This is a genomic window from Schinkia azotoformans (genome assembly GCF_035811335.1).
GTDB lineage: Bacteria > Bacillota > Bacilli > Bacillales > Bacillaceae_J > Schinkia > Schinkia azotoformans.
Genome location: NZ_JARSMD010000023.1, coordinates 17,103 through 36,714, shown reverse-complemented (window position 1 = coordinate 36,714; position 19,612 = coordinate 17,103). Strand labels below are relative to the sequence as shown.

Annotated in this window: 17 protein-coding genes and 1 pseudogene; 10 read left to right on the top strand and 8 right to left on the bottom strand. The window is 38.7% G+C overall.

Going from position 1 to position 19,612, the window contains the following annotated elements:
* The 4 genes from P9E47_RS14335 to P9E47_RS14320 all read left to right on the top strand — a co-directional run.
* The coding region (locus P9E47_RS14335; protein ID WP_326163800.1) for a hypothetical protein at positions 1–185 on the top strand (185 nt) is incomplete at its 5' end.
* A 152-nt stretch (positions 186–337) separates the two neighbouring features.
* A complete protein-coding gene (locus P9E47_RS14330; protein ID WP_326163798.1) occupies positions 338–2,299 on the top strand; it encodes a putative thiazole-containing bacteriocin maturation protein in 1,962 nt (653 codons plus the stop codon).
* Positions 2,299–4,239 (top strand): TOMM precursor leader peptide-binding protein, encoded by a 1,941-nt coding sequence (locus P9E47_RS14325; protein WP_003329453.1) that lies wholly within the window; start codon positions 2,299–2,301, stop codon positions 4,237–4,239. Before P9E47_RS14330 ends, P9E47_RS14325 begins: the two co-directional genes overlap by 1 nt.
* A gap of 23 nt (positions 4,240–4,262) precedes the next feature.
* Positions 4,263–5,846, top strand: coding sequence for a SagB family peptide dehydrogenase (locus P9E47_RS14320; RefSeq protein WP_326163796.1), 1,584 nt, complete (start codon positions 4,263–4,265; stop codon positions 5,844–5,846).
* 113 nt (positions 5,847–5,959) lie between these two features.
* On the opposite strand, the gene P9E47_RS14315 is transcribed toward P9E47_RS14320, so the two are convergent.
* From P9E47_RS14315 to P9E47_RS14305, 3 genes are all read right to left on the bottom strand, one after another.
* Complete coding sequence (locus tag P9E47_RS14315; RefSeq protein WP_003329455.1) at positions 5,960–6,295, bottom strand: L,D-transpeptidase; 336 nt, start codon at positions 6,293–6,295, stop codon at positions 5,960–5,962.
* Between the two features lie 898 nt (positions 6,296–7,193).
* Positions 7,194–8,030 (bottom strand): RMD1 family protein, encoded by an 837-nt coding sequence (locus P9E47_RS14310; protein WP_003330070.1) that lies wholly within the window; start codon positions 8,028–8,030, stop codon positions 7,194–7,196.
* Between the two features lie 106 nt (positions 8,031–8,136).
* Entirely contained in the window at positions 8,137–8,703 is a 567-nt protein-coding gene (locus P9E47_RS14305; protein WP_326163795.1) for an MraY family glycosyltransferase, read from the bottom strand.
* Between P9E47_RS14305 and P9E47_RS14300 the strand changes: the two genes are divergently transcribed.
* Positions 8,690–8,851: a hypothetical protein gene (locus P9E47_RS14300; protein WP_161773202.1), complete on the top strand. Its 162-nt coding sequence runs from the start codon at positions 8,690–8,692 to the stop codon at positions 8,849–8,851. The genes P9E47_RS14305 and P9E47_RS14300 overlap by 14 nt on opposite strands.
* A 70-nt stretch (positions 8,852–8,921) precedes the next feature.
* Here the strand turns inward: P9E47_RS14300 and P9E47_RS14295 are convergent, their stop codons facing one another.
* A complete protein-coding gene (locus P9E47_RS14295) occupies positions 8,922–10,256 on the bottom strand; it encodes a D-serine ammonia-lyase (RefSeq protein WP_326163794.1) in 1,335 nt (444 codons plus the stop codon).
* 48 nt (positions 10,257–10,304) lie between these two features.
* Positions 10,305–10,997 (bottom strand): class I SAM-dependent methyltransferase, encoded by a 693-nt coding sequence (locus tag P9E47_RS14290; protein WP_326163791.1) that lies wholly within the window; start codon positions 10,995–10,997, stop codon positions 10,305–10,307.
* A gap of 182 nt (positions 10,998–11,179) precedes the next feature.
* Here P9E47_RS14290 and P9E47_RS14285 point away from each other — a divergent pair, with 182 nt between their 5' ends.
* The 3 genes from P9E47_RS14285 (at position 11,180) to P9E47_RS14275 (ending at position 13,680) form a co-directional block, all read left to right on the top strand.
* Complete coding sequence (locus P9E47_RS14285) at positions 11,180–12,055, top strand: LysR family transcriptional regulator (protein ID WP_326163790.1); 876 nt, start codon at positions 11,180–11,182, stop codon at positions 12,053–12,055.
* A 119-nt stretch (positions 12,056–12,174) separates the two neighbouring features.
* Entirely contained in the window at positions 12,175–12,696 is a 522-nt protein-coding gene (locus P9E47_RS14280; RefSeq protein WP_326163789.1) for a CYTH domain-containing protein, read from the top strand.
* A gap of 159 nt (positions 12,697–12,855) precedes the next feature.
* Positions 12,856–13,680, top strand: coding sequence for a hypothetical protein (locus tag P9E47_RS14275; protein ID WP_326163787.1), 825 nt, complete (start codon positions 12,856–12,858; stop codon positions 13,678–13,680).
* Between the two features lie 175 nt (positions 13,681–13,855).
* Here the strand turns inward: P9E47_RS14275 and P9E47_RS14270 are convergent, their stop codons facing one another.
* Positions 13,856–14,029, bottom strand: a complete 174-nt coding sequence (locus tag P9E47_RS14270; protein WP_169315872.1) for a hypothetical protein — start codon at positions 14,027–14,029, stop codon at positions 13,856–13,858.
* Positions 14,030–14,259: 230 nt separating this feature from the next.
* Here P9E47_RS14270 and P9E47_RS14265 point away from each other — a divergent pair, with 230 nt between their 5' ends.
* Positions 14,260–15,933, top strand: coding sequence for a methyl-accepting chemotaxis protein (locus P9E47_RS14265; RefSeq protein ID WP_003330078.1), 1,674 nt, complete (start codon positions 14,260–14,262; stop codon positions 15,931–15,933).
* 214 nt (positions 15,934–16,147) lie between these two features.
* Positions 16,148–16,591 (top strand): annotated as a pseudogene (locus P9E47_RS14260) (ATP-binding cassette domain-containing protein); the annotation flags it as partial.
* A 179-nt stretch (positions 16,592–16,770) separates the two neighbouring features.
* Here the strand turns inward: P9E47_RS14260 and P9E47_RS14255 are convergent.
* Positions 16,771–17,817, bottom strand: coding sequence for an ABC transporter substrate-binding protein (locus tag P9E47_RS14255; RefSeq protein WP_326163786.1), 1,047 nt, complete (start codon positions 17,815–17,817; stop codon positions 16,771–16,773).
* A 268-nt stretch (positions 17,818–18,085) separates the two neighbouring features.
* Complete coding sequence (locus P9E47_RS14250; RefSeq protein WP_326163785.1) at positions 18,086–19,492, bottom strand: LysM peptidoglycan-binding domain-containing protein; 1,407 nt, start codon at positions 19,490–19,492, stop codon at positions 18,086–18,088.
* Between the last annotated feature and the right edge of the window lie 120 nt (positions 19,493–19,612).

Sequence of the window (19,612 nt, the reverse complement as noted above, 5' to 3'; positions counted from 1 at the left end):
ATTTTGCGCAGGCAGGTGCGGGGGATTTTGCGCAGGCAGGTGTGGAGGATTTTGCGCAGGCAGGTGTGGAGGATTTTGCGCAGGCATGTGCGGAGGATTTTGTGCAGGCATGTGCGGGGGATTTTGCGCAGGCATGTGCGGGGGATTTTTTATTTAGCTGTTTAAGTTGTTGGGGTGACTGGTAAATTTTCGAGAAAATTTGGCTTGTTGATGGAAAAAAGTGTCCCTATGTGCTTTGTGGCAGGGGCATTTTTTTTTTGGTAATCATAATGGACAAATAAAAGTACATAAAATGATAGTGCATAATTTTGAAGATTTAAGAAAAAGGAGGAGCTGAATGACAAAACTGAACTCAACCTCACGTCCTAAGGTTAAGAGGGATACATTTTATCTGCCTGATCCAGAAGGTGGTGTGTATTTTAGAAATAACGTAAACTCTTTCCGCATGGAAGGCCGTACAATTTATCAGTGGATTGAAAAATTGATGCCGATGTTCAATGGAAAACGAACATTAGAAGAATTGACAGAGGGATTAACGGCCCCGTATCGGAACAGAGTATATGAGATTGGAGAAACGTTGTACAAGAATGGCTTTGTTCGAGATACAAGTCAAGATCGTCCACATCAATTAAATAGTATTTTACTCGAAAAGTATGCTTCACAAATTGAATTTATCGAGAATTTTGTTGATTCTGGTGCGTACCTTTTTCAAGAATACCGTCATGCTAAAGTTCTGGCTGTCGGATCTGGCTCCTTAATGGTCTCATTAGCCTCTGCATTAATCGAATCGGGACTTCCTAAATTCCATTTCATGTTAACGGGATCGGTACCTACAAATCGGCTGCGGATTCATGAGCTGGTGAAGAATGCCATCGAGGCCGACTCTGAGGTGGAGGTAAAGGAGATAGCGTTTGAAAAAGGGGAGGACATAAGTTTTTGGAAACAAGCCGTGCAGCCCTATGATTGGATTCTGTATGTCTCACAGGATGGAAATGTGAAAGAACTGAGGAATCTTAATTTAATTTGCAAAGAGGAGAGAAAAGTATTTCTGCCCGCCGTATGTTTAGAGCAAGTAGGGCTTGCGGGTCCATTGGTTCATCCAGAATCAGATGGATGCTGGGAGTCCGCATGGCGCCGCATTCATCAAACTGCCCTTCAAGGAGATCGGCAACTTAACAACTTCTCTTCAACAACTGGATCCATTCTGGCAAATGTCCTTGTATTCGAATTTTTCAAGAAGGCTACAGGAATTGCAGGTCCAAATCAGAGTGATCAAATTTATCTGCTTGATCTTGAAACACTGGAAGGAGACTGGATTTCATTCATTGCACATCCGTTCGTCACGTCTAGAAGTATAACGCCCCAACTGGTTGAAGATCTTGATTTAAGGCTCGAACAGGAATCGGAAAGAAAGGACTCTTCGGGTAATCTTCTGGAATATTTCAGTCATTTAACTTCCGAAGAAATAGGAATTTTTCATACCTGGGAGGAACGGAATTTAACACAGCTTCCTCTTGCGCAGTGTTATGTTCAAGTAGTCAACCCAGTGTCAGATGGGCCGGCAGACCTCCTGCCAGAGGTTGTCTGTTCGGGTATTACACATGAGGAGGCAAAAAGAGAAGCTGGACTGACGGGCATTGAAATGTATGTTTCGCAAATGATGGATTCACATGGTAAGGGATTTAAAAAACAGAAAAATCATGTTGGTGCGAACATGCTAGAGGGATTTATAGGCATCGGTGCAGGGGGAACAATCGAAGAGGCTGTTTGTCGAGGGCTGCAAGTCTATTTAGATGAGGAATTGAGAAAAAGAAAAACTGATCAGCTGAATACGTTTTTTCATTTGCAGCTAGGATCAGTACAAGATAAGCCATGCAGATTTTATTTAAATGCCCTGACTACCTTGAACGGTTCACCGGCAATCGGCTTGGAAGAGGATATACTAGGCTTCCCCGTGATATGGGTAAGGTCGAATGGGCGTTGTTACACTAGGGCAGGTTTAAATACAACATTGGCATTACGAAACACATTACAACAAGCGCTTTTGGATACTCAAAACCAGAAGAATTCCGCGGCGAGACAAGGGATGGAATCAGCGGTTTTTCTTGAAAAAAAGGAAACCAAACTCGAAATCCCTGCTTGTGATGAAATGACACAATGGGAGCTATTGCAATCTTCCATTCAGTCCTTGGCCCAACACAGCAAACGGCTATTCGTTTATGATCTTGCGTTCGAACCTTTTTTAAAACAGGAACTGGCAGGGGTGTTTGGTGTGCAGGTACGAGAGGAGGAATCCTAATGGCTGCCTATATTGTCATTGACGGACAGGGTTTATTAGCCGATTTTGTCTATGATCAATTGTCCAGCAACTATCTTGTAAAGCGTCAAAGCATCGTAGAAGAGGTTCCCAAAGAAACAGAATTAGCTCTAGTGCTGCACGATGCTTGGCATCCATCAGTCCATCAAAAAGCGGCAGAAAGATTTAGGGACATAGGTATCCCGTGGCTGCGAGGTTTCGTATCGTTTGGGGAGGGAATCATTGGTCCATTTGTACGTCCCGGTACACAGGGATGTTCTCACTGTGCTGATATACGACGCATTATAGCTGGCTCCGATCGCCAAGAAATGTGGGAGCTTCAGATGAGAATGGCCGAAGGAGAAGGTGTACTGCGGGATGCTTGGGCATCACGAACGGGACTATCACAAATGGCGACTTTGATATGTAACGAAGTGCAGAGGATTCTTCAAGGCAAAACCAGTAACTTAGAAGAAAGAGTGTTCATTACGAATCTGAGAACGTTAACGAATTCTAGTCACCTTTTTTTGGCTGATCCATTGTGCCCGATTTGCAGTTCCTTACCTGATGATACATCGGAATTAGCTCGAATTAGGTTAGAATCTAGTCCTAAACTTGATGGTGGTGGTTATCGCTGTCGTTCGATAGATGAATTAAAAACGGTGCTAAATAAAGATTATCTTGATTATCGTACTGGGATCATGAATTGGAAAATGCAGGATTTCACGTTGCCGTTTGCTGATGTTTTGGTGAACATGCCGCTGTTTGGAGCGAATGAGGGAGTAGCAGGAAGGTCTGATTCGTATGAAATGAGTGAGTTAACGGCAATTTTGGAAGGGTTGGAGCGATATTGCGGATTCGAGCCAAGGGGCAAAAGGACGGTAGTTCGGAATAGTTATCATCATGTAGAGAATCATGCACTAAATCCTATAAGAGTAGGTCTACATGAAAAAGATCAATATGAAAAGCCTCATTTTCCGTTTAAACCATTTCACCCTGATGAACCAATGAATTGGGTCTGGGGCTACTCGTTCTTACAAGAACGTCCTATTCTGATTCCGGAGTTACTTGCTTACTACAGTTTGGGCTGTGGGGAGGGCTTTGTTTATGAAACCTCCAATGGATGTGCATTAGGGGGGAATTTAGAGGAAGCCATTTTTCATGCGATTATGGAGGTTGTTGAGCGAGATTCGTTCTTATTAACTTGGTATGCAAGGCTCGCCCTTCCTCGTATTGACCTTCGTTCTGCTAACGATAAAGAATTACAGCTGATGGTCGATCGTATACATGAAGTGGCGGGATATGACCTTCATTTTTACAATTCGACGATGGAACATGGAATTCCAAGCGTTTGGGCAGTGGCAAAAAACAGAAGATCCAAGGGTATGAACCTTATTTGTGCTGCCGGAGCTAACCCTGATCCTGTAAGGGCTGTAAAAAGCACGATTTACGAGCTTGCAGGAATGATGTTTAGGGATGACGAAAAATTGGAGATAAATCGACAGAAATATGAAGGAATGCTGCAAGATCCGTTTGCAGTACGTACGATGGAGGATCATGGCATGCTGTACGGTCTGCGAGAAGCAGAGGAACGACTGAATTTTTTATTAGATGATCATCGTCCTTTACGTACGTTTGCTGAGGAATTTAAGGATCCGCCGGCCAATACTGATTTAAAAGAGGATCTTCAAGATCTTCTTGATCGGTTCCGCCGGTTAAACCTCGAAGTCATTGTGGTTGATCAAACAACGCCGATAACCAAACGGAACGGATTATTTTGTGTAAAGGTATTGATTCCGGGAATGTTACCGATGACATTCGGACATCACCTTACCCGTGTAAAAGGGCTGGAGAGGGTGCTTAAGGTGCCCATGCAATTAGGATTTAGGAAGGAACCGTTATCGTATGAACAGCTTAATCCATATCCCCATCCGTTCCCATAATGGAAGAGTAGGAGGCTTTTCGAGTGGAGCTAGACACATTTCTACACCATTTGCATTTTGACACAGATAAAGTCTTCCCACCGGATTGGGAGGTGGACTGGGAAGATGCACCGCTTCCTTATAAACTGTACCGCGGCTTACCAGAGATTCCTTTTACAGCAGATGTCCCGTTAACACTTAAGCGTAGAGAAGCTCATCTAAAACCCAGCCTGGTAGAGCTTGGTCATTTTTTATGGTATGTATACGGCCTTACTCAGTACTCCCAATCCGTTTTAAACGATGGAACCAAGGAAAAAACTGTGAGCGCTGTCCAGTCAATCCGGAGATTTGTTCCTTCTGGAGGGGCGCTGTACCCTAATGAATTATATGTGTATATAAAGTTAGATGATGCTCCTAATGGAATTTACCATTATGATGTGGCCCATCATCGTCTTATTTTGTTGCGAGAAGGAAATTTTGATTACTACTTATCTAGAAGTCTTGCAAATAGTCTTCCTATTTCGGACTGTTTTTGCACCGTTTTCATCTCGACCGTTTTTTGGAAAAATTTTTATAAATACAATAATTTTTCTTACAGACTCCAAGGGTTAGATGCAGGCGTGTTAATTGGGCAATCACTTGAAGTGGCTGATCGAATGGGATACTCCCCACGAGTATGCTACCAATTTCTTGATCGGTCTCTCAATCATTTGCTTGGGCTATCCGAACAGGAGGAAAGTGTATATGCGGTTATCCCATTAAGTATGAACCCGTTCATTCCTAGTGGTGACAACGATCAAAAAAGAGAAGAAATGGTGTCTGCATCTGAACTATGTCGGGAAGTTCCAGTGTTGAATCATGTTTGCTTTAACCGTTCAAAGAGAGTCAGTGATTATCCGATGCTAAAGAAACTTAATGAAGCATCCATGTTTGAAACAACACAGTCTTTTGTGAAACTAAAGAAACATAATCGTCAGAAACTTCCCTTAGATACGGAGATGGTCTTACTGCCATTTACGGAGTGCTTTTCGTACGATCTAGCATCTGTTTGCAAGAAACGATATTCACCTGATATGGATTTTATGTTAGGAAAAGTGAGTCAAACACAATTATCTACTCTTTTAAAAGAGACATTTTCTTTCCCATATCAGAATGACCTTGACGATACACAGGGACAGGTTGAGACTCGTGTTTCTTTATTTGGCAGTTTTTATAATGTAGAGGGAATTCCTGATGGCGCCTATTCCTATGACAATGGCACTCATGCACTTCGGAGAATAACAAAGGGAGATTTCCGGGAGTTTTTACAATCTGGACTAACCATGCCCAATGTGAATTTGTATCAAGTTCCACTCTGTATGCATTTGGTTGGAGACAAGGATCACCTCAAAGAAATATTGGAGTATAGGGGATACCGTATTCAACAGATGGAAGCGGGCATTATCGTGCAACGAATGCTCTTGGTGTCGTGTGCTTTAGGAATGGGGGGGCATCCATTGTTGGGATTTGATTCGAAGCCATGTGATGAACTTTACAGGCTCGATTTGAAAGGGAAAACCAGCTTGATCCAAATTCCCGTCGGACCATACCGTCCACGCGCCTGGTTAAGAGGGAGTTTGCATAGCTAGACACGGCAAGAGTAACACACTGTTTTTCAAATTATAGTATTTCATAGTGATAATGCCTCCTTTATGCCGCTTTCGAACCAACTATGCATAAAAGGAGGTAAGTTGTTACAGAGTCATTTATGAATAGCTACGCTAGTACCAATTGGAACTCTGGATGATAATTCTAGAACATCATGATTAAACATTCGAATACATCCATGGGAGACATTTTTACCAATCGAAGCTGGATTATTTGTTCCATGTATACCGTAATGAGGTTTTGACAATCCCATCCAGAGCACTCCAAATGGTCCTCCGGGATTACGTTGTTTATTAATTATCGTGTATGTCCCAGAAGGTGTAGGTGATAATATTTTTCCAACTGCAATTGGGTAAGCTTTTATTAGCCTGTTTCCATCAAAAAGTTTTAATTGATGTTTTGATGTAGAAACGTCAATCCATTTAGCCATGAAGATCAACTCCATTTTTTTTGAATATTGTATGAAGTAACCTAGGCACTTGTTCATTAACAGAAATGGGACTTTAATGTACCAAAATATGAATGAATAATATCTTGACCTCTTTTTAATCCTTAATAATCATTTCAACATCATCTTGACTCATACCTGGGTCAACATAAACTTTGGTGCCACTTCCTTCATATTAAAACTGGCTGAAACTATTTTTCCATTTGAAGAAAATATCATCAGATAAGCTATACTTAATAAAACTAAAGATAATATCGCTGGGATTAATTTCTTTTTATTTATCAATTCATTCCTTGCCCTTTTTCATAATGGACAAAAAAACATGAAAAAAGTTTCAAAAACATCCGTCAAATTGCATAATTAAGACCGAATAACATAGCTGCTTGTAAGATTATTCACAAACTCTAGGAATTTTATAAAAAAATCAGAGCACTTTTTGGAATAAAATTACTAATTTAGTAATATGTCTTGATACACATCAATCCTCAATATACACCAACATTTGTGTTGAATTTCAGGCTAATGTGCATTAGATTTCAATTGGAATGTTTATGATTGGGAAAATGGGAATCACAGAAGACCATTTCTTTTATTCTTCAAAAAAATGCGGCCATGCCCGGGGCGGAACCCGCACTCCCTGTCCGCAAAAATGAAAAATGCGGCCACGCCAAGGGAGGAACCCACTCTCCCTGTCCGCAATGTTGGAAAGCCAGTTTCGATCCTCCTGCTATGCCTACTGCACAATAAATCTCCATTGTTCACCACAAAATAATAAAACTTTATAAAGGAGAGCAGAGGTATTGGATGCTATTTCGGCTGTTATTTACTGATTCTCTCAGTTCCGAACGGGTAACTAGAATAGGGTTTCAGTAATTGTTGTTTATGGAAGCACTCCCGCTATTTCTAAAAGCGTCAGGACAATTTCAAAAAGAATGAGGATGACGATGATCCATTCTACAAAAAGTCCGCGCATAGAGTGGCTGATGTTGGAAAAGCCATCCATGATGCTATATAAAATTTCAGTTTTATTTTTTAATATCGTATAACGATCCTTTAATTCAAAAAATTCCTGCATCTGATCGTAAAATTCACCAGCCACACGGCTTGTCCATGTAATATCAGGCTTATCAAGAATCATGATATAGGCAAGTGTGTTATATTCGTGACGGACAATTTTTGAAGTTGTTCTCGCCAGTTCCTTGTTCCCAATTCTAAGCTTTCCTTTTTCCAACCGGTCTATCATGTTTTCCAATTTATCCAGGATATTGCCCAGTTGTTCCTCTGTTTTCTCAAGTGCCACCGATTTTGCAAGCACCGTTGAAATTAATTCAGGGTAAAAATCTTCATATTTTGGCACGACTACGTATTCGTCATTCAACTCAATGGTTTCAGATTCTTTAATATGAAGACTGTAATCGTCAACATATCTTCCAACATCTAGAAGATTAATGTCCGGCTCAAAGGAGTGAACAAAGTTAAAAATTTCATTTTTCTCATCTACATTGAGGTGATTGATAAATACTATGCTGCCAAAGGAAAAAATCAGTACTTGGAGTGAATCGTTCCTATTATTGGGAAGAATGGAATAGAGAACATTACCTTTTAAAATTAAAGGTTCTTCCCATGTGAATTTTTTCGGAATTCCACAGTGAATAGCAATTTTATTCAAATCAATTTCATTTGTGATCGCAAAAGCTTTAAAAGTAATTGGTTTCATGATTCCACTCTTTTCTGTTAACTTTCTACTATAATTTTATTCCAATTTGCTAAAAAAATGAGTGTAATAACGAAAACTGTTTTACACTCATTTTGATCGCCTTACATTAGAAAAGCAGAAGGATACTTAAAAAAGAAAGGCTGAAATTAATTAACCAGAACATTTTCACTATTTTTGTTTCGAGCCATCCCATTAACTCAAAAGTATGGTGAATAGGCGTCATTAGAAATACGCGTTTTTTTCTTAGTTTCATAGAGATTAGTTGAATGATAGCCGTTAGTGTCTCGATAAAGACAACGCCACCCATCAGGATAAATAAAATCTCTGTTTTTGTGACAAAGGCTAATCCTGCTAACAGCCCGCCTAATGAATGGGAACCAGTATCACCCATAAAAACATGCGCTGGGTTGATATTAAATAATAAAAATCCAAGAATGGCCCCCATGCAGATCAAGATGAATAAAAAAACCTGATAGTAATGTTGTGTATATGCAATAACAGCAAAGGGCAGTAATATGGTTAAGACAATACCTGCCAATAAACCGTCCAGTCTATCGGTAATATTTGTTGCATTAACCGTTGTAATCGTAAATCCAATGAAGAAAAGGAAATAAAACGATTCAAGATTTATAGAGAAATTGGTATTTGGGAGATTGAATATGGGACATGACAATGAAAAAAAGAAGGAAAAAGAAAAGCAAAATGGCTTTTTTAAAGAAATTCTAATTGAAATTAGAGATACAATTGTATTCGAAGTGGTTTGGAACATCTTAATGTTAATTCCTCGGATGATGATTCGGGTAATCAAGAATATTTGGTGAAGAAACAAAAACAGCGTGCCAATTTGCGGATTAGCACGCTAATAATATAATTTTGGAATTATAACCCCTATTAAGTTAGATCCAATCCTTTTTGGTAATATTGCTTCTTAATTTCTTCTGGAACCATGTTTCCTCCGGTACCCCAAACAATATGTGTGCCGTTTTTCAACTTGTCAGATAAACGGTGTTTCGATAAATATTCAGCACCATCATTACCTAATTTAACTGGGCCGATTATACCTGCAAGGGCAGAAGGTTCCATGTGAATGCTCTCTGTATCAACCAGTTTTTTTAGCAGCTTATACAAATGTTCATCATTAACCGTATAAATTCCGCTTAAGAAAGGCTCGATTGTTTTGCCGACAAACCCAGATGGTCTGCCTACTGCAAGGCCATCCGCATCTGTGATATTGTCAATCCCCACATCCTGGACAGAAATTTGATTGTGGAGCCCAGTCATTAAACCAAGCAGCATACAGGGAGAATGGGTAGGTTCGGCAAAGAAGCAGTGAACATTGTCTTGAAATATCAATTTCAGGCCAAAAGCAATACCTCCAGGACCGCCGCCAACTCCACAAGGAAGATAGACAAACAAGGGATGATTTTCGTCGACTTTGATCGCCAGCTCTGCTAATTGTTTTTTCAATCGAGTAGCCGCCACTGCATAACCTAAAAATAGATCACGAGAATTTTCATCATCGATAAAATAACAGGTAGGGTCCTGCTCCGCAAGTTTTCGTCCGTCCTCAACAGCCTTACTGTAATCTGCTTCGTATTCTACAACATTGACATTTTTACTTCTTAGTAGGTCTTTTTTCCATTGTTTCGCATCGGCAGACATATGTACGGTCACATTAAAACCTAACTTGGCCCCGATAATGCCAATGCTGAGTCCTAAATTACCTGTTGATCCAACGGCTATTGAATATTGTGAAAAGAAAGCACGAAATCGATCGCTATCTAAAACAGAATAGTCATCCTGTACGGTCAACAATTGATGCTGTATAGCCAATTCTTCTGCATGTTTGAGAACCTCATAAATACCGCCTCTGGCTTTAATGGACCCTGAAATCGGCAAGTGGCTGTCACATTTTAAAAGTAATTCGCCACCGATTGATTGTCGGTAGTCCTGTTCTAATGATTGCTTCATCGATGGTATCTTCACCAATGGAGATTCGATGATGCCGTTCATCTTCGCTGTTTCCGGAAAAACCTTGGCGATATAAGGTGCAAACCTTACTAGCCGTTCCTCAGCCTGCTTTACATCCTCATAAGTAAGAGGGGATTTCTCAATGGCTGTATAGAATTTTTCCTGATTTGGGTTGGTCCAAAATAGTTCGTCCATTGAAATGAGCTGATTAAATAAAGGGTATTGAGCCTTCAAAGCTTCGATATCTACGTTCATTTTTTTACCCTCCAAGTTTTCGTTGCAAGATACCTTAACTAAACATGTTTAGATTTTTCTTCCATATAGTACAACAAAATTAAAATATTTATAGAAACAGTCAACCTCCTCAAATCCACTTTCCTGTAACCAGTTCAATTGATCACCTAATGTTGACATCTTATCTAACTTTGTCCGTTCATACGCAGCGGCAAGTTCCCCCTGTGTTAAGCCACTACTTTCAATTTTTTGACTCCAGTCAGATTTATACAGTGATTCGATAAAAGGTGTTTGTCCCAAGACCTGATCCGCATTAATGAACAGGCCGCCTTTTTTCAACATACTGAAAACTTTTTTATAGAGATTCTTTTTTTCCGTTTCCGTTAAATGATGAATGGATAATGCTGACACAATAATATCAAACTCACCATCAAAATCATATGTCGTATAGTCATTTAATATATATTTTACATTTGAAAAATATGAAAGACGTTCTTTTGCGACATCAAACATTTTTTCAGAAATATCAATTAAGGTCATTTCCGCATCCGGATACTTTTCTAGAATTAAAGATGATAATAACCCTGTTCCGGCACCAATATCAAGTACAGCGGGGTTTTTAGTTTGAGTGTTTAGTAGCGAAACCGGAATTGTATAAAAATCACGGAAACAAGGTATTAATTTAACCCTTTGAGAATCATACTGTGCTGCATTTTCATTAAATTTTTCTACGATTGAATTTCTAGATTGATTATTTTCCATTTTGTTAGTCCCCTTTAAATTTTTTTGTACTATAAGAAAAGACATCGTAATTTGCTATTATGGGCAAATTACGTGTTTTAATTAATTGAATTATAAGGAATTTAACTTATAATGGAAAATAACAAAAAATACGATTTTTAATAACAAACTGTTATTGAAGTTAAAAAAGGGATTGATCTGGAATGGAAATGAAGTGGATTAAGACATTTATTGTAACAGCAAAATATGAGAATTTCCGAAAAACAGCGGAAGAGCTTTTTTTAACCCAACCGGCTGTTACAAAACATATTAAAAGGTTGGAAGAATCTCTTAATATTGAATTATTTGAGAGAATAGGGAATAAAGTTGTGCTGACACCGGCTGGTCATAGATTTCTAGGTTATGCTAAGGAGATGGTTTCGAAGTATGAGGAAGGAATGGAAGACTTTGAATCTTGGAAACAGGGATATAATCGAAAATTAATTATAGCTACCGCACCACAAATTGCTTCATCCTTTCTGCCGTCACTGTTACGGAGCTTTATGGATGAGAATCCGGATATAGAAGTGATCATCAATATTTTGAAATCTTATGATGTAGGAGGCGAGATTAGTAAGGGACGAGCAGACATAGGACTAACGAGAAGCCACCCCATCCAAACCAATATCAATAGTAAGATCATCTATGAAGAGCCTGTCATCTTAGTAGGGCCAAGTGAATGCACGAAGCGTAGCTCTCTTAATGAGGAAACTATTTTGCAAAAATATAGATTATTAACTCATAATCACCCCGAATATTGGGACGATCTATTGCATGAAGTGCAAAGATATTACCCAACAGTAAGGACAATGGTTGTTAACCAAGTAGAGGTGACAAAACGCTTTATTGAAGAGGGATTAGGTGCCTCCTATCTGCCAAGGACAATGGTTGCGGAGGAATTGAAAAACAATAAACTGACAGAAATCAATTCTGAAAAAATTATCCCACCTAAATCATCTACCTATCTATTAACCAAAATAGAAACGGAGGAGGTAATAAAATTTATCAAATTTGTAAAGGAGGCTGTATCCAGGTTTTAGTAATGTTCATAGTTGGTACTGATAATACAGATAATAAATAATAATCAGAAAATTATGTACATAGTCACCCTGTTTCTGTTATAATTGCAAATAAAAAAATATAGTTGGGGTGATTAAAATTGGGACAGGCAAAGAAAATTGATAGGAAATTTTTAGTTGAGAGTGATTATTTATTAAAAAGTTTAGATTTAGTATCTATCGATCTAGTCGAACAGTTTTACATTGGTTTTGGTGTAGATGAAGAGGTAAGGATTAGAAGTGTGGAGGATCATGCCTCAGAGGACCACAAAGTGACTCATTACCTTTCAATAAAAAAGGGAAGAGGAATGTCCCGCATCAAAATGGAGGTTCAAATTCAGGAAAGTACGTATAAGCAGCTCTATGAAAATTTAACTCCGATTGTCAAAAAAAGATTATTCTATGATTATTGCAGCCATCATTTAACAATCTTCAAGTATTTCGGTAAATTGGAAGGATTAATTATTGTAAAAGTAGAGTTTGATTCAGAGGAAGAGGCCAATAAATTTGAAATTCCTCATTGGTTTAGCACTGAAATCACAGACGACCTTTCCTACAGAAATCAAAATCTTTACTTAAAAATTAATGATATTAACGAATATAGTATGTTAGTGGCGAATTAAGCTTTTATTTTTTAAAAGAATGGGAATGGACTTTTTAGTTGGAAAGCTAAAAGGTCCTTTTTTGTTAGAGCCGCAAAAAGCAAAGGAGTTGGAACGGGAAAAGCAATCCTCCATAAAATAGTACTATTACGAATTTAATAAAAATGGAGGGGAAATGGGATGGTTGTTCAAAATCCAGGCAATTTTGATTATTATAGAATGAATCCGGCAATAGAGAATTGGGGAAACAGCCTTGAAAGGACACAATATCAAATAGGTGAATTCCCCATAGGAAATTATAGAGAAGATATACGATTTGGTGGGAATTTAAAAAACTTTGGAGATAATTTGGGTGGATTGTTTAAGCACTTAAATGGTCTGGCAGGAGCCTTTTCAAATGGCAATGGAGCAAACGGTTCAGGCGGTTCAGGCGGTTCAGGCAATGGCGGTGGGGGGGCACCCGCTAGTTTTAATTGGGAAAATATCACAGGCATTACTAAGCACCTCAATGGCTTAATGGGAGCCTTTCCGTTGGACTCAGGCATGAATGGTTTTGGGAGACCGTTCTTTGGTGGGCGCCCTGGTTTAGGAAATCTTATGGGAAATATGAATCCGGGAGGCTTCATGGGACCTTCTCCGTATGGAATGGGGATGACTGGCTTTGGAAGTCCGGGCTTTGGTGGAGGCCTAGGGGGGCTAGGAAATCTTATGGGTCTTATGAAACCACTGGGAGGCTTATTGGGAATGGGACCTTCTCCGTATGGAATGGGAATGACCGGCTTTGGAAGTCCGGGCTTTGGTGGAGGCCTAGGAGGGCTAGAAAATCTTATGGGCCTTATGAAACCACTGGGGGGCTTAATGGGAATGAATGGTCTAGGTGGTTCTGGATTTGGAGGCCCACTTGGGATGCTTGGTTTAATGGGGAAAGGAATGGGCGGATTACCATTCGGAGGAATGGGACCCTTAGGAGGCTTACAAGGGGGGCTACCGGGTTATTTCTTTTAAGTAATAATAAAGGAAGTGCCCGGCTTTGAAGCTTTTCTCCTCGACCGGGCACTTAACGAATTCTAAGCCTTAGCCTAGTCTACTTGTGATACCTTAAAAATATGATAATCCAACGTTAGGAACTTCATCCCAAACAACCACATATCATGCTTGGCCTCATAAATTAATATTAAAACTATTCATTCATTCTTTGCTGAACATGTTGTATCTTCTGTTGCGCTTTTTCCAGCTCCCCCATTGCAAAATGACAGGCTTCTGCTTCAGCACTGTTAGAGTTAATTTGCTTTAAATGGAAATGGGCTTTATGGATTAAATCCTGAGCTTCTTGCAAATCACCTTTTAGGTTCATAAAGGACCACCATCCTTTCATTAATTAGATTTATCGACTATATCTTGTGCTATTTTCCATTGAATTACACTCTATAGAGAATAATCAATAATTTTCTCGATCAGCTATTTTTGTCCCTCACGAAAGTTTTACAAAAAAATAAGCATACATTTACAGTTGCTTAACATTGAGTTGGTAAAATTTCCATTAACGTGACTTGATAACTTAAGGAATTAGATGGGGGATTAAAATTGAAAAAAATATATAATCGACTGAGCCTGCAAAGTAGATTGCTTCTTATTTTTATTTTGTTGTTTGTTGTATCAATAAATATCCTCGGTTTTACGTTATACAGTAAAGCTAAAACAACCACTATTCAAATTATAGAAGATCGATTATCTCGTGAAGTTGAGATTATGTCATACATAATTAAAAATTTGAAGTTTGTCTATATTAGTGATGAGAATTATTTTTTTCAACAGGTAGAAATGAGCGTTCGTGATCAGCATAAACAATTAGCAGCAGATGGTATAACTTCAGACATGTATTATATGCAAAATGGAAAAATTACACCTTTCCAAGTAAGTAAAAAAGTGGAGAATACCTCTTTAAGTGAACTAGTAGAAAAAATTAATAAGATGGATAAAGGGTTATTCCATGAACAATTGGAGGGGAAGGATTATACCATTTCAGTGCAAAAAATAAATGAAATAAATGGGAATTATGTTTTGGTAGTCCCTACTAATTCGTACTTGGGCCCTGTTAATCAAATGCATTCCTTTATTATTGTGTTAGTCATTATCTCCCTAATGATATGTACAATTCTAATTAGTTTATTTGTAAAAAGTATTACAAAACCATTAAAGGAATTACAGGAAACGATGAGAGAGGTTCGTGAAGGGAATTTAAACAAAACGATTTCTGTAAAAACGACTGTTCCAGAAATAATTTCGTTGAATAAAAGCTTTAATATGATGATCGAGCAAATGGGAAATATGATTCATGAATTAAACGAAACAACAAAGGAACTGGAATCAACAGGAAAAAATCTAAGCCAGTCTTCCAACGAAGCATTGACCTCCAGCCACAAATTGATCCAAGAAATTAATTTGGTAAAGCTAGCTGCTGAGCAGACAGCAGCAACTTCAGAGGATAGTGTTAAAGATTTTAATACGATGAAAGACAAAATTGAATTGCTGATTAATAATATTAATAAAGTTTTTACTAGTTCAGAGGATATGAATAGTTCAGCTATAGGGGGCGAGCGAAATATCACACAATTAATCGAAACCATTAACCAATTCGAATCAGATTTCGATTATATGACTGGCACGATTAAAGAGGTGAAAAATCATTCTATCGCCATTGGTAACCTGGTCGGTTTAATACAAGCGGTAGCCGATCAAACAAAACTGTTAGCACTTAATGCTACGATTGAGGCAACACGGGCGGGAGAGGCTGGGAAGGGCTTTGCAGTTGTAGCCAATGAAGTGCGCAAACTTGCCGACCAATCAACAAAGGCTGCTGAGAAAATAACAAGTTCCATTTTAAGCATGGAGGATGTAACCATTCAGGCTACACAAGAGTTTGATCAAATTTTATTAAAAATTAAAAAGACTTTAACAACTGCAAATCAATCCAAGGAATCCTTTGACGACTTAATGAGTGAAATTGGGATCGTAATTGAAAAAATACAAAACATGCAAGGAGAGCTTTCAGCACTTCAATACATATTACCCCAGCTTGAACAAACAACAGTTGGGATTGTTTCTATATCTCAAGAAACACTTTCAAGCACAGAACAAATGTTTACCACTAGTGATAAACAAATTAGTGAAATGGAGAGAACGCATCTTATAGGTACGCAGCTGATGGAATTATCATCCTCATTGTCCACTAAAACAAAAAAGTTTAACGTAGGATAGCGATGAGTAACATTCAGAGTCCGAATGTCTGTTTTCAAAAGATGTGGAAGCGAATTTATAATCTTCACTTTAAATGTATTTGTGAACAGTGAAGAAAGGCAGATCGTCTGTGTTTTTTTATTTCTTTAAAAAAATGGAAAAAGTATGTTTTGAATTAGACAATGTAGAAGTGACCTATTTAGATAAGGAAATATTAAAGTGAATATATAGCTCAAAAGCAGCTCAGGAAAAAATGAAAAAAGCTGAAAAAGTTGCTCAAGCAGGGCGCATGTCAAAAAAAGAAGCAAAGTCCAAAGCAAATAGAATGTTTGAGACAAAATCCAAGGGCACAAGCCAAAAAGCACTACAACGTGCGGCAAAAGCGATTGAACATAGAAAGGAACATCTTCAAGAAGTCGAAGCGGTAAAAGAGAAAAGACCAATCGTGTTCCGCCAATCAAAAGCTTTAGAATTGCACAATAAGTTTCCAATTATGGCAGACAAACTAACGCTTCGTGTGGAGGAGAAAGTGTTATTAGATGAGGTTAGTTTTCAATTGCCCCTCGCTAAAAAAATTGCTATAACTGGCAGCAACGGCAGTGGGAAAAGCACTTTACTATACCATATTGTGAATCATGGGGAGGGTTTAACCATTTCGCCAAAAGTAAAGTTTGGCTATTAATGTAGCAGATATACACTATGAAATCACTGATCAAATGTTAACTCGGAAGTGATTAAAGTAGCATGACCAATGAAAAACGGGCTGTCCAAAAGGAACGTGCCCGTTTTATTGGATTTTTCAAGGTTTGGGGTACGTTACAAGAATTTGCGTGTCCATTCTTGGTTTTTTCGTCTATCTTATTTTTCAAACGCATTTGCTTTTTCGAGAAAACTTGTATTTAAGTATTTAGTAACATCAATTTCTTTTGTCAGAAGGGGTTGTTCCCCTTCACTAAAAAGTTCAATTAGTTTCTTCCATGAATCAGGATAAATATGGCCGTAGCCTTTTTCGGTTTCGATAGGGGTAGATAGGTCAATGAATGTGTTTAGTCCTAATTGGCCAACCCTTTCATCTGCAAATTCTTCTGGAACTGCGATTTTCATAATTTCAAATGCTGAATTGCGATTTTTAATCGAGAAATCTATTCCTCTTGCAATTCCTCGTGAAATTTTTTCAACTAAATCTGGCCGTTCGTTAATAATTTTTCCGTTAGCAATAATAGCTGTTGAAGGTAGTGATTTAAAAGCCCTAGGTGTTAAGGATTTTGATTGAAAGCCCTTTGTATAAAGGGAAACTAAATCATGTGCTCCACCGCAATAGGCTGCAATTTTCCCCTTTTCAAAAGCGACGAGAATAGTTGTAGCATCATTACCAATTGGAAGAAGAGTGACATCTTCATTCGCATGTAATCCCTCTCTTGCTAAAAGTGATTGAACCATAGGCACTTCAGCACCACTAAGTTCTGTAACTCCAATGGCTTGTCCTTTTAATTGATTTATATTTTTAATGTCAGAATATTTTGGAACGATTAAATCAAATAAATTCGTCGAGTTAATTTGATATACAACTTTAATGTCTATCCCTTGGTCCCAAGCCGGGATTAGAGAGGCAACAGCAACGACGCCGAAATCAGCAGTCCCAGCACCAATTTGCTGCACAACATTTGCGCCGCCTTTTTCAGGAACCAGTTCAACATCAAGACCTTCCTCTTGAAAAAACCCTTTTTCCTTAGCAATATAAGCGTAAAACATGGGATTACCTTTGGCAGCCAATAAAAGCTTCACTTTTTCTAATTCAGTATCACTACTTGTAGGTGAATTGCCTCCATCATTCGTCGAGGTTGACCCACATGCAGTTATAAGTATTATTGAAAAGAATAGTAAAATGCTTACCGTAGATTTCATCTCATATCATCTCCTATTATTCAGAAGACATCCCTGTATCTATTATACATGTAAAATGTTTCTTATGGTGCAACATTCTGGATATTTCGACACTCAATATAAAGTATAAAGGTGATAAATACGATCATCGGTATGATACTAGTAGAATACAGAACGTTAGGAAGAGTAGAGTAGAGTAAAAAAATAAAACAGCTCCTTTCTAACAGAAGTGAGCTGCTTTACTGAGCCTGGGGGTCGGGAACTGTGTCCCAGAGCCGGTATGTTTATTTTATTTTTTTATGATATTGAAATTTGCCCCTAGAACTGGCCAATTTTGCTGGAATGCTGGCCCAAGGACCCAGTAGCTTACCCCGCGAAGATTGTACTCTTTTGCAGTGTCGTATTTGACCTGTATGCTGCGGGCATCTTCAAACCACACTTCATGCTGTTGACCTGATCGATCTGTGTAATGGAAAAATGGCGATTGAGAGGTTTCATCATAGTTAATGGCAACGCCATTTTGCGCCGCAATGTTGACAGCCTGTCTTGGACCAATAACATCAGCCCTTGTTCCATATTTCCAAGGGATCTTCCAATCATAACCATATATCGGTACACCCATAATAATTTTATGACGAGGAATGACGGAAACCGCATAATCTAGCACCTTTTTTACCTCATTAATAGGAGCAACTGCCATTGGACGGCCGCCAATCCAACCCCATTCATAAGTCATGATCACTACAAAATCAACAATTTCCCCGTGAGCGGCATAGTCATGAGCCGCATATTGTAATCCTTTTTGTTCCGCACTGTACTTAGGAGCAAGTGCTGTTGAAACAGAGTAACCCTCTGGTTTTATTCGTCTAACGACTTTTCGGAGGAAATTATTAAAGTTTTCCTTATCCTCAGGGTAGACGTATTCAAAATCGATATTTACCCCTGTATACCCTTTTTGCTTTAGCTCTGCCAATATATTAGTAATGAGTGTATTCTGAATGTCTTCATTTCTTATAATTTGGGCGGCTTCGTCTGGATTAAAACCCGCATTTGTAATCGCAAGAAGCGGGGAAACATTTCTGTTCCGAGCGACTGTAAGGATAGCATTGTCATCTAAAGGTGTAAGGCCCCCAGTCTTTGTAACATTATGACTAAATGGGCTGATATAGGTAAGATATGGTGCGATCGGTGAAACAAGATTCGCTCCGTCCTGGCCCACCCTAGTTACGTAGGCATTTACTTCCATGGCTTTTTTCATGGACGTCTCAGGTATCCTCAGTCTTTGCCCAATATAAAGCATCTCTGGATTTTGAAGTTGGTTTGCCTGAACAATGGCTGAAACGCTTACTCCATAACGATTCGCAATTAACCATAACGTTTCCCCAGATTGAACGGAATGATAAATAACGGGAATGGTTAGTACTTGACCAATATAAAGTCTCGATGGGTCTGTTAGCTGATTTGCTTTTACAATCTCTTGTATCGATACACCGAAACGATAGGCTATTGACCATAAGGTATCTCCGGGCTGAACCACATATTGTTGATAAGGTGCAGGGATCACTAATGCCTCCCCGACAACCAACCTGTTCGGGTCCTCCAAACCGTTAGCAAAAACAATTTGTTGATTGGTAGTCCCAAATTTATGAGAGATTCTCGAAAGAGTGTCTCCTCTTTGTACAACATATATTTTCATCATCCGCCACCTCAAAGTAAGCATTAATAATATGCAATTTACTTTAGGATATTCATGGGTAAACAATTATGTGATAAAAGCCGTGGGAGAGCAGCGGGTGGGTAAGCGAGCCGCAGTACC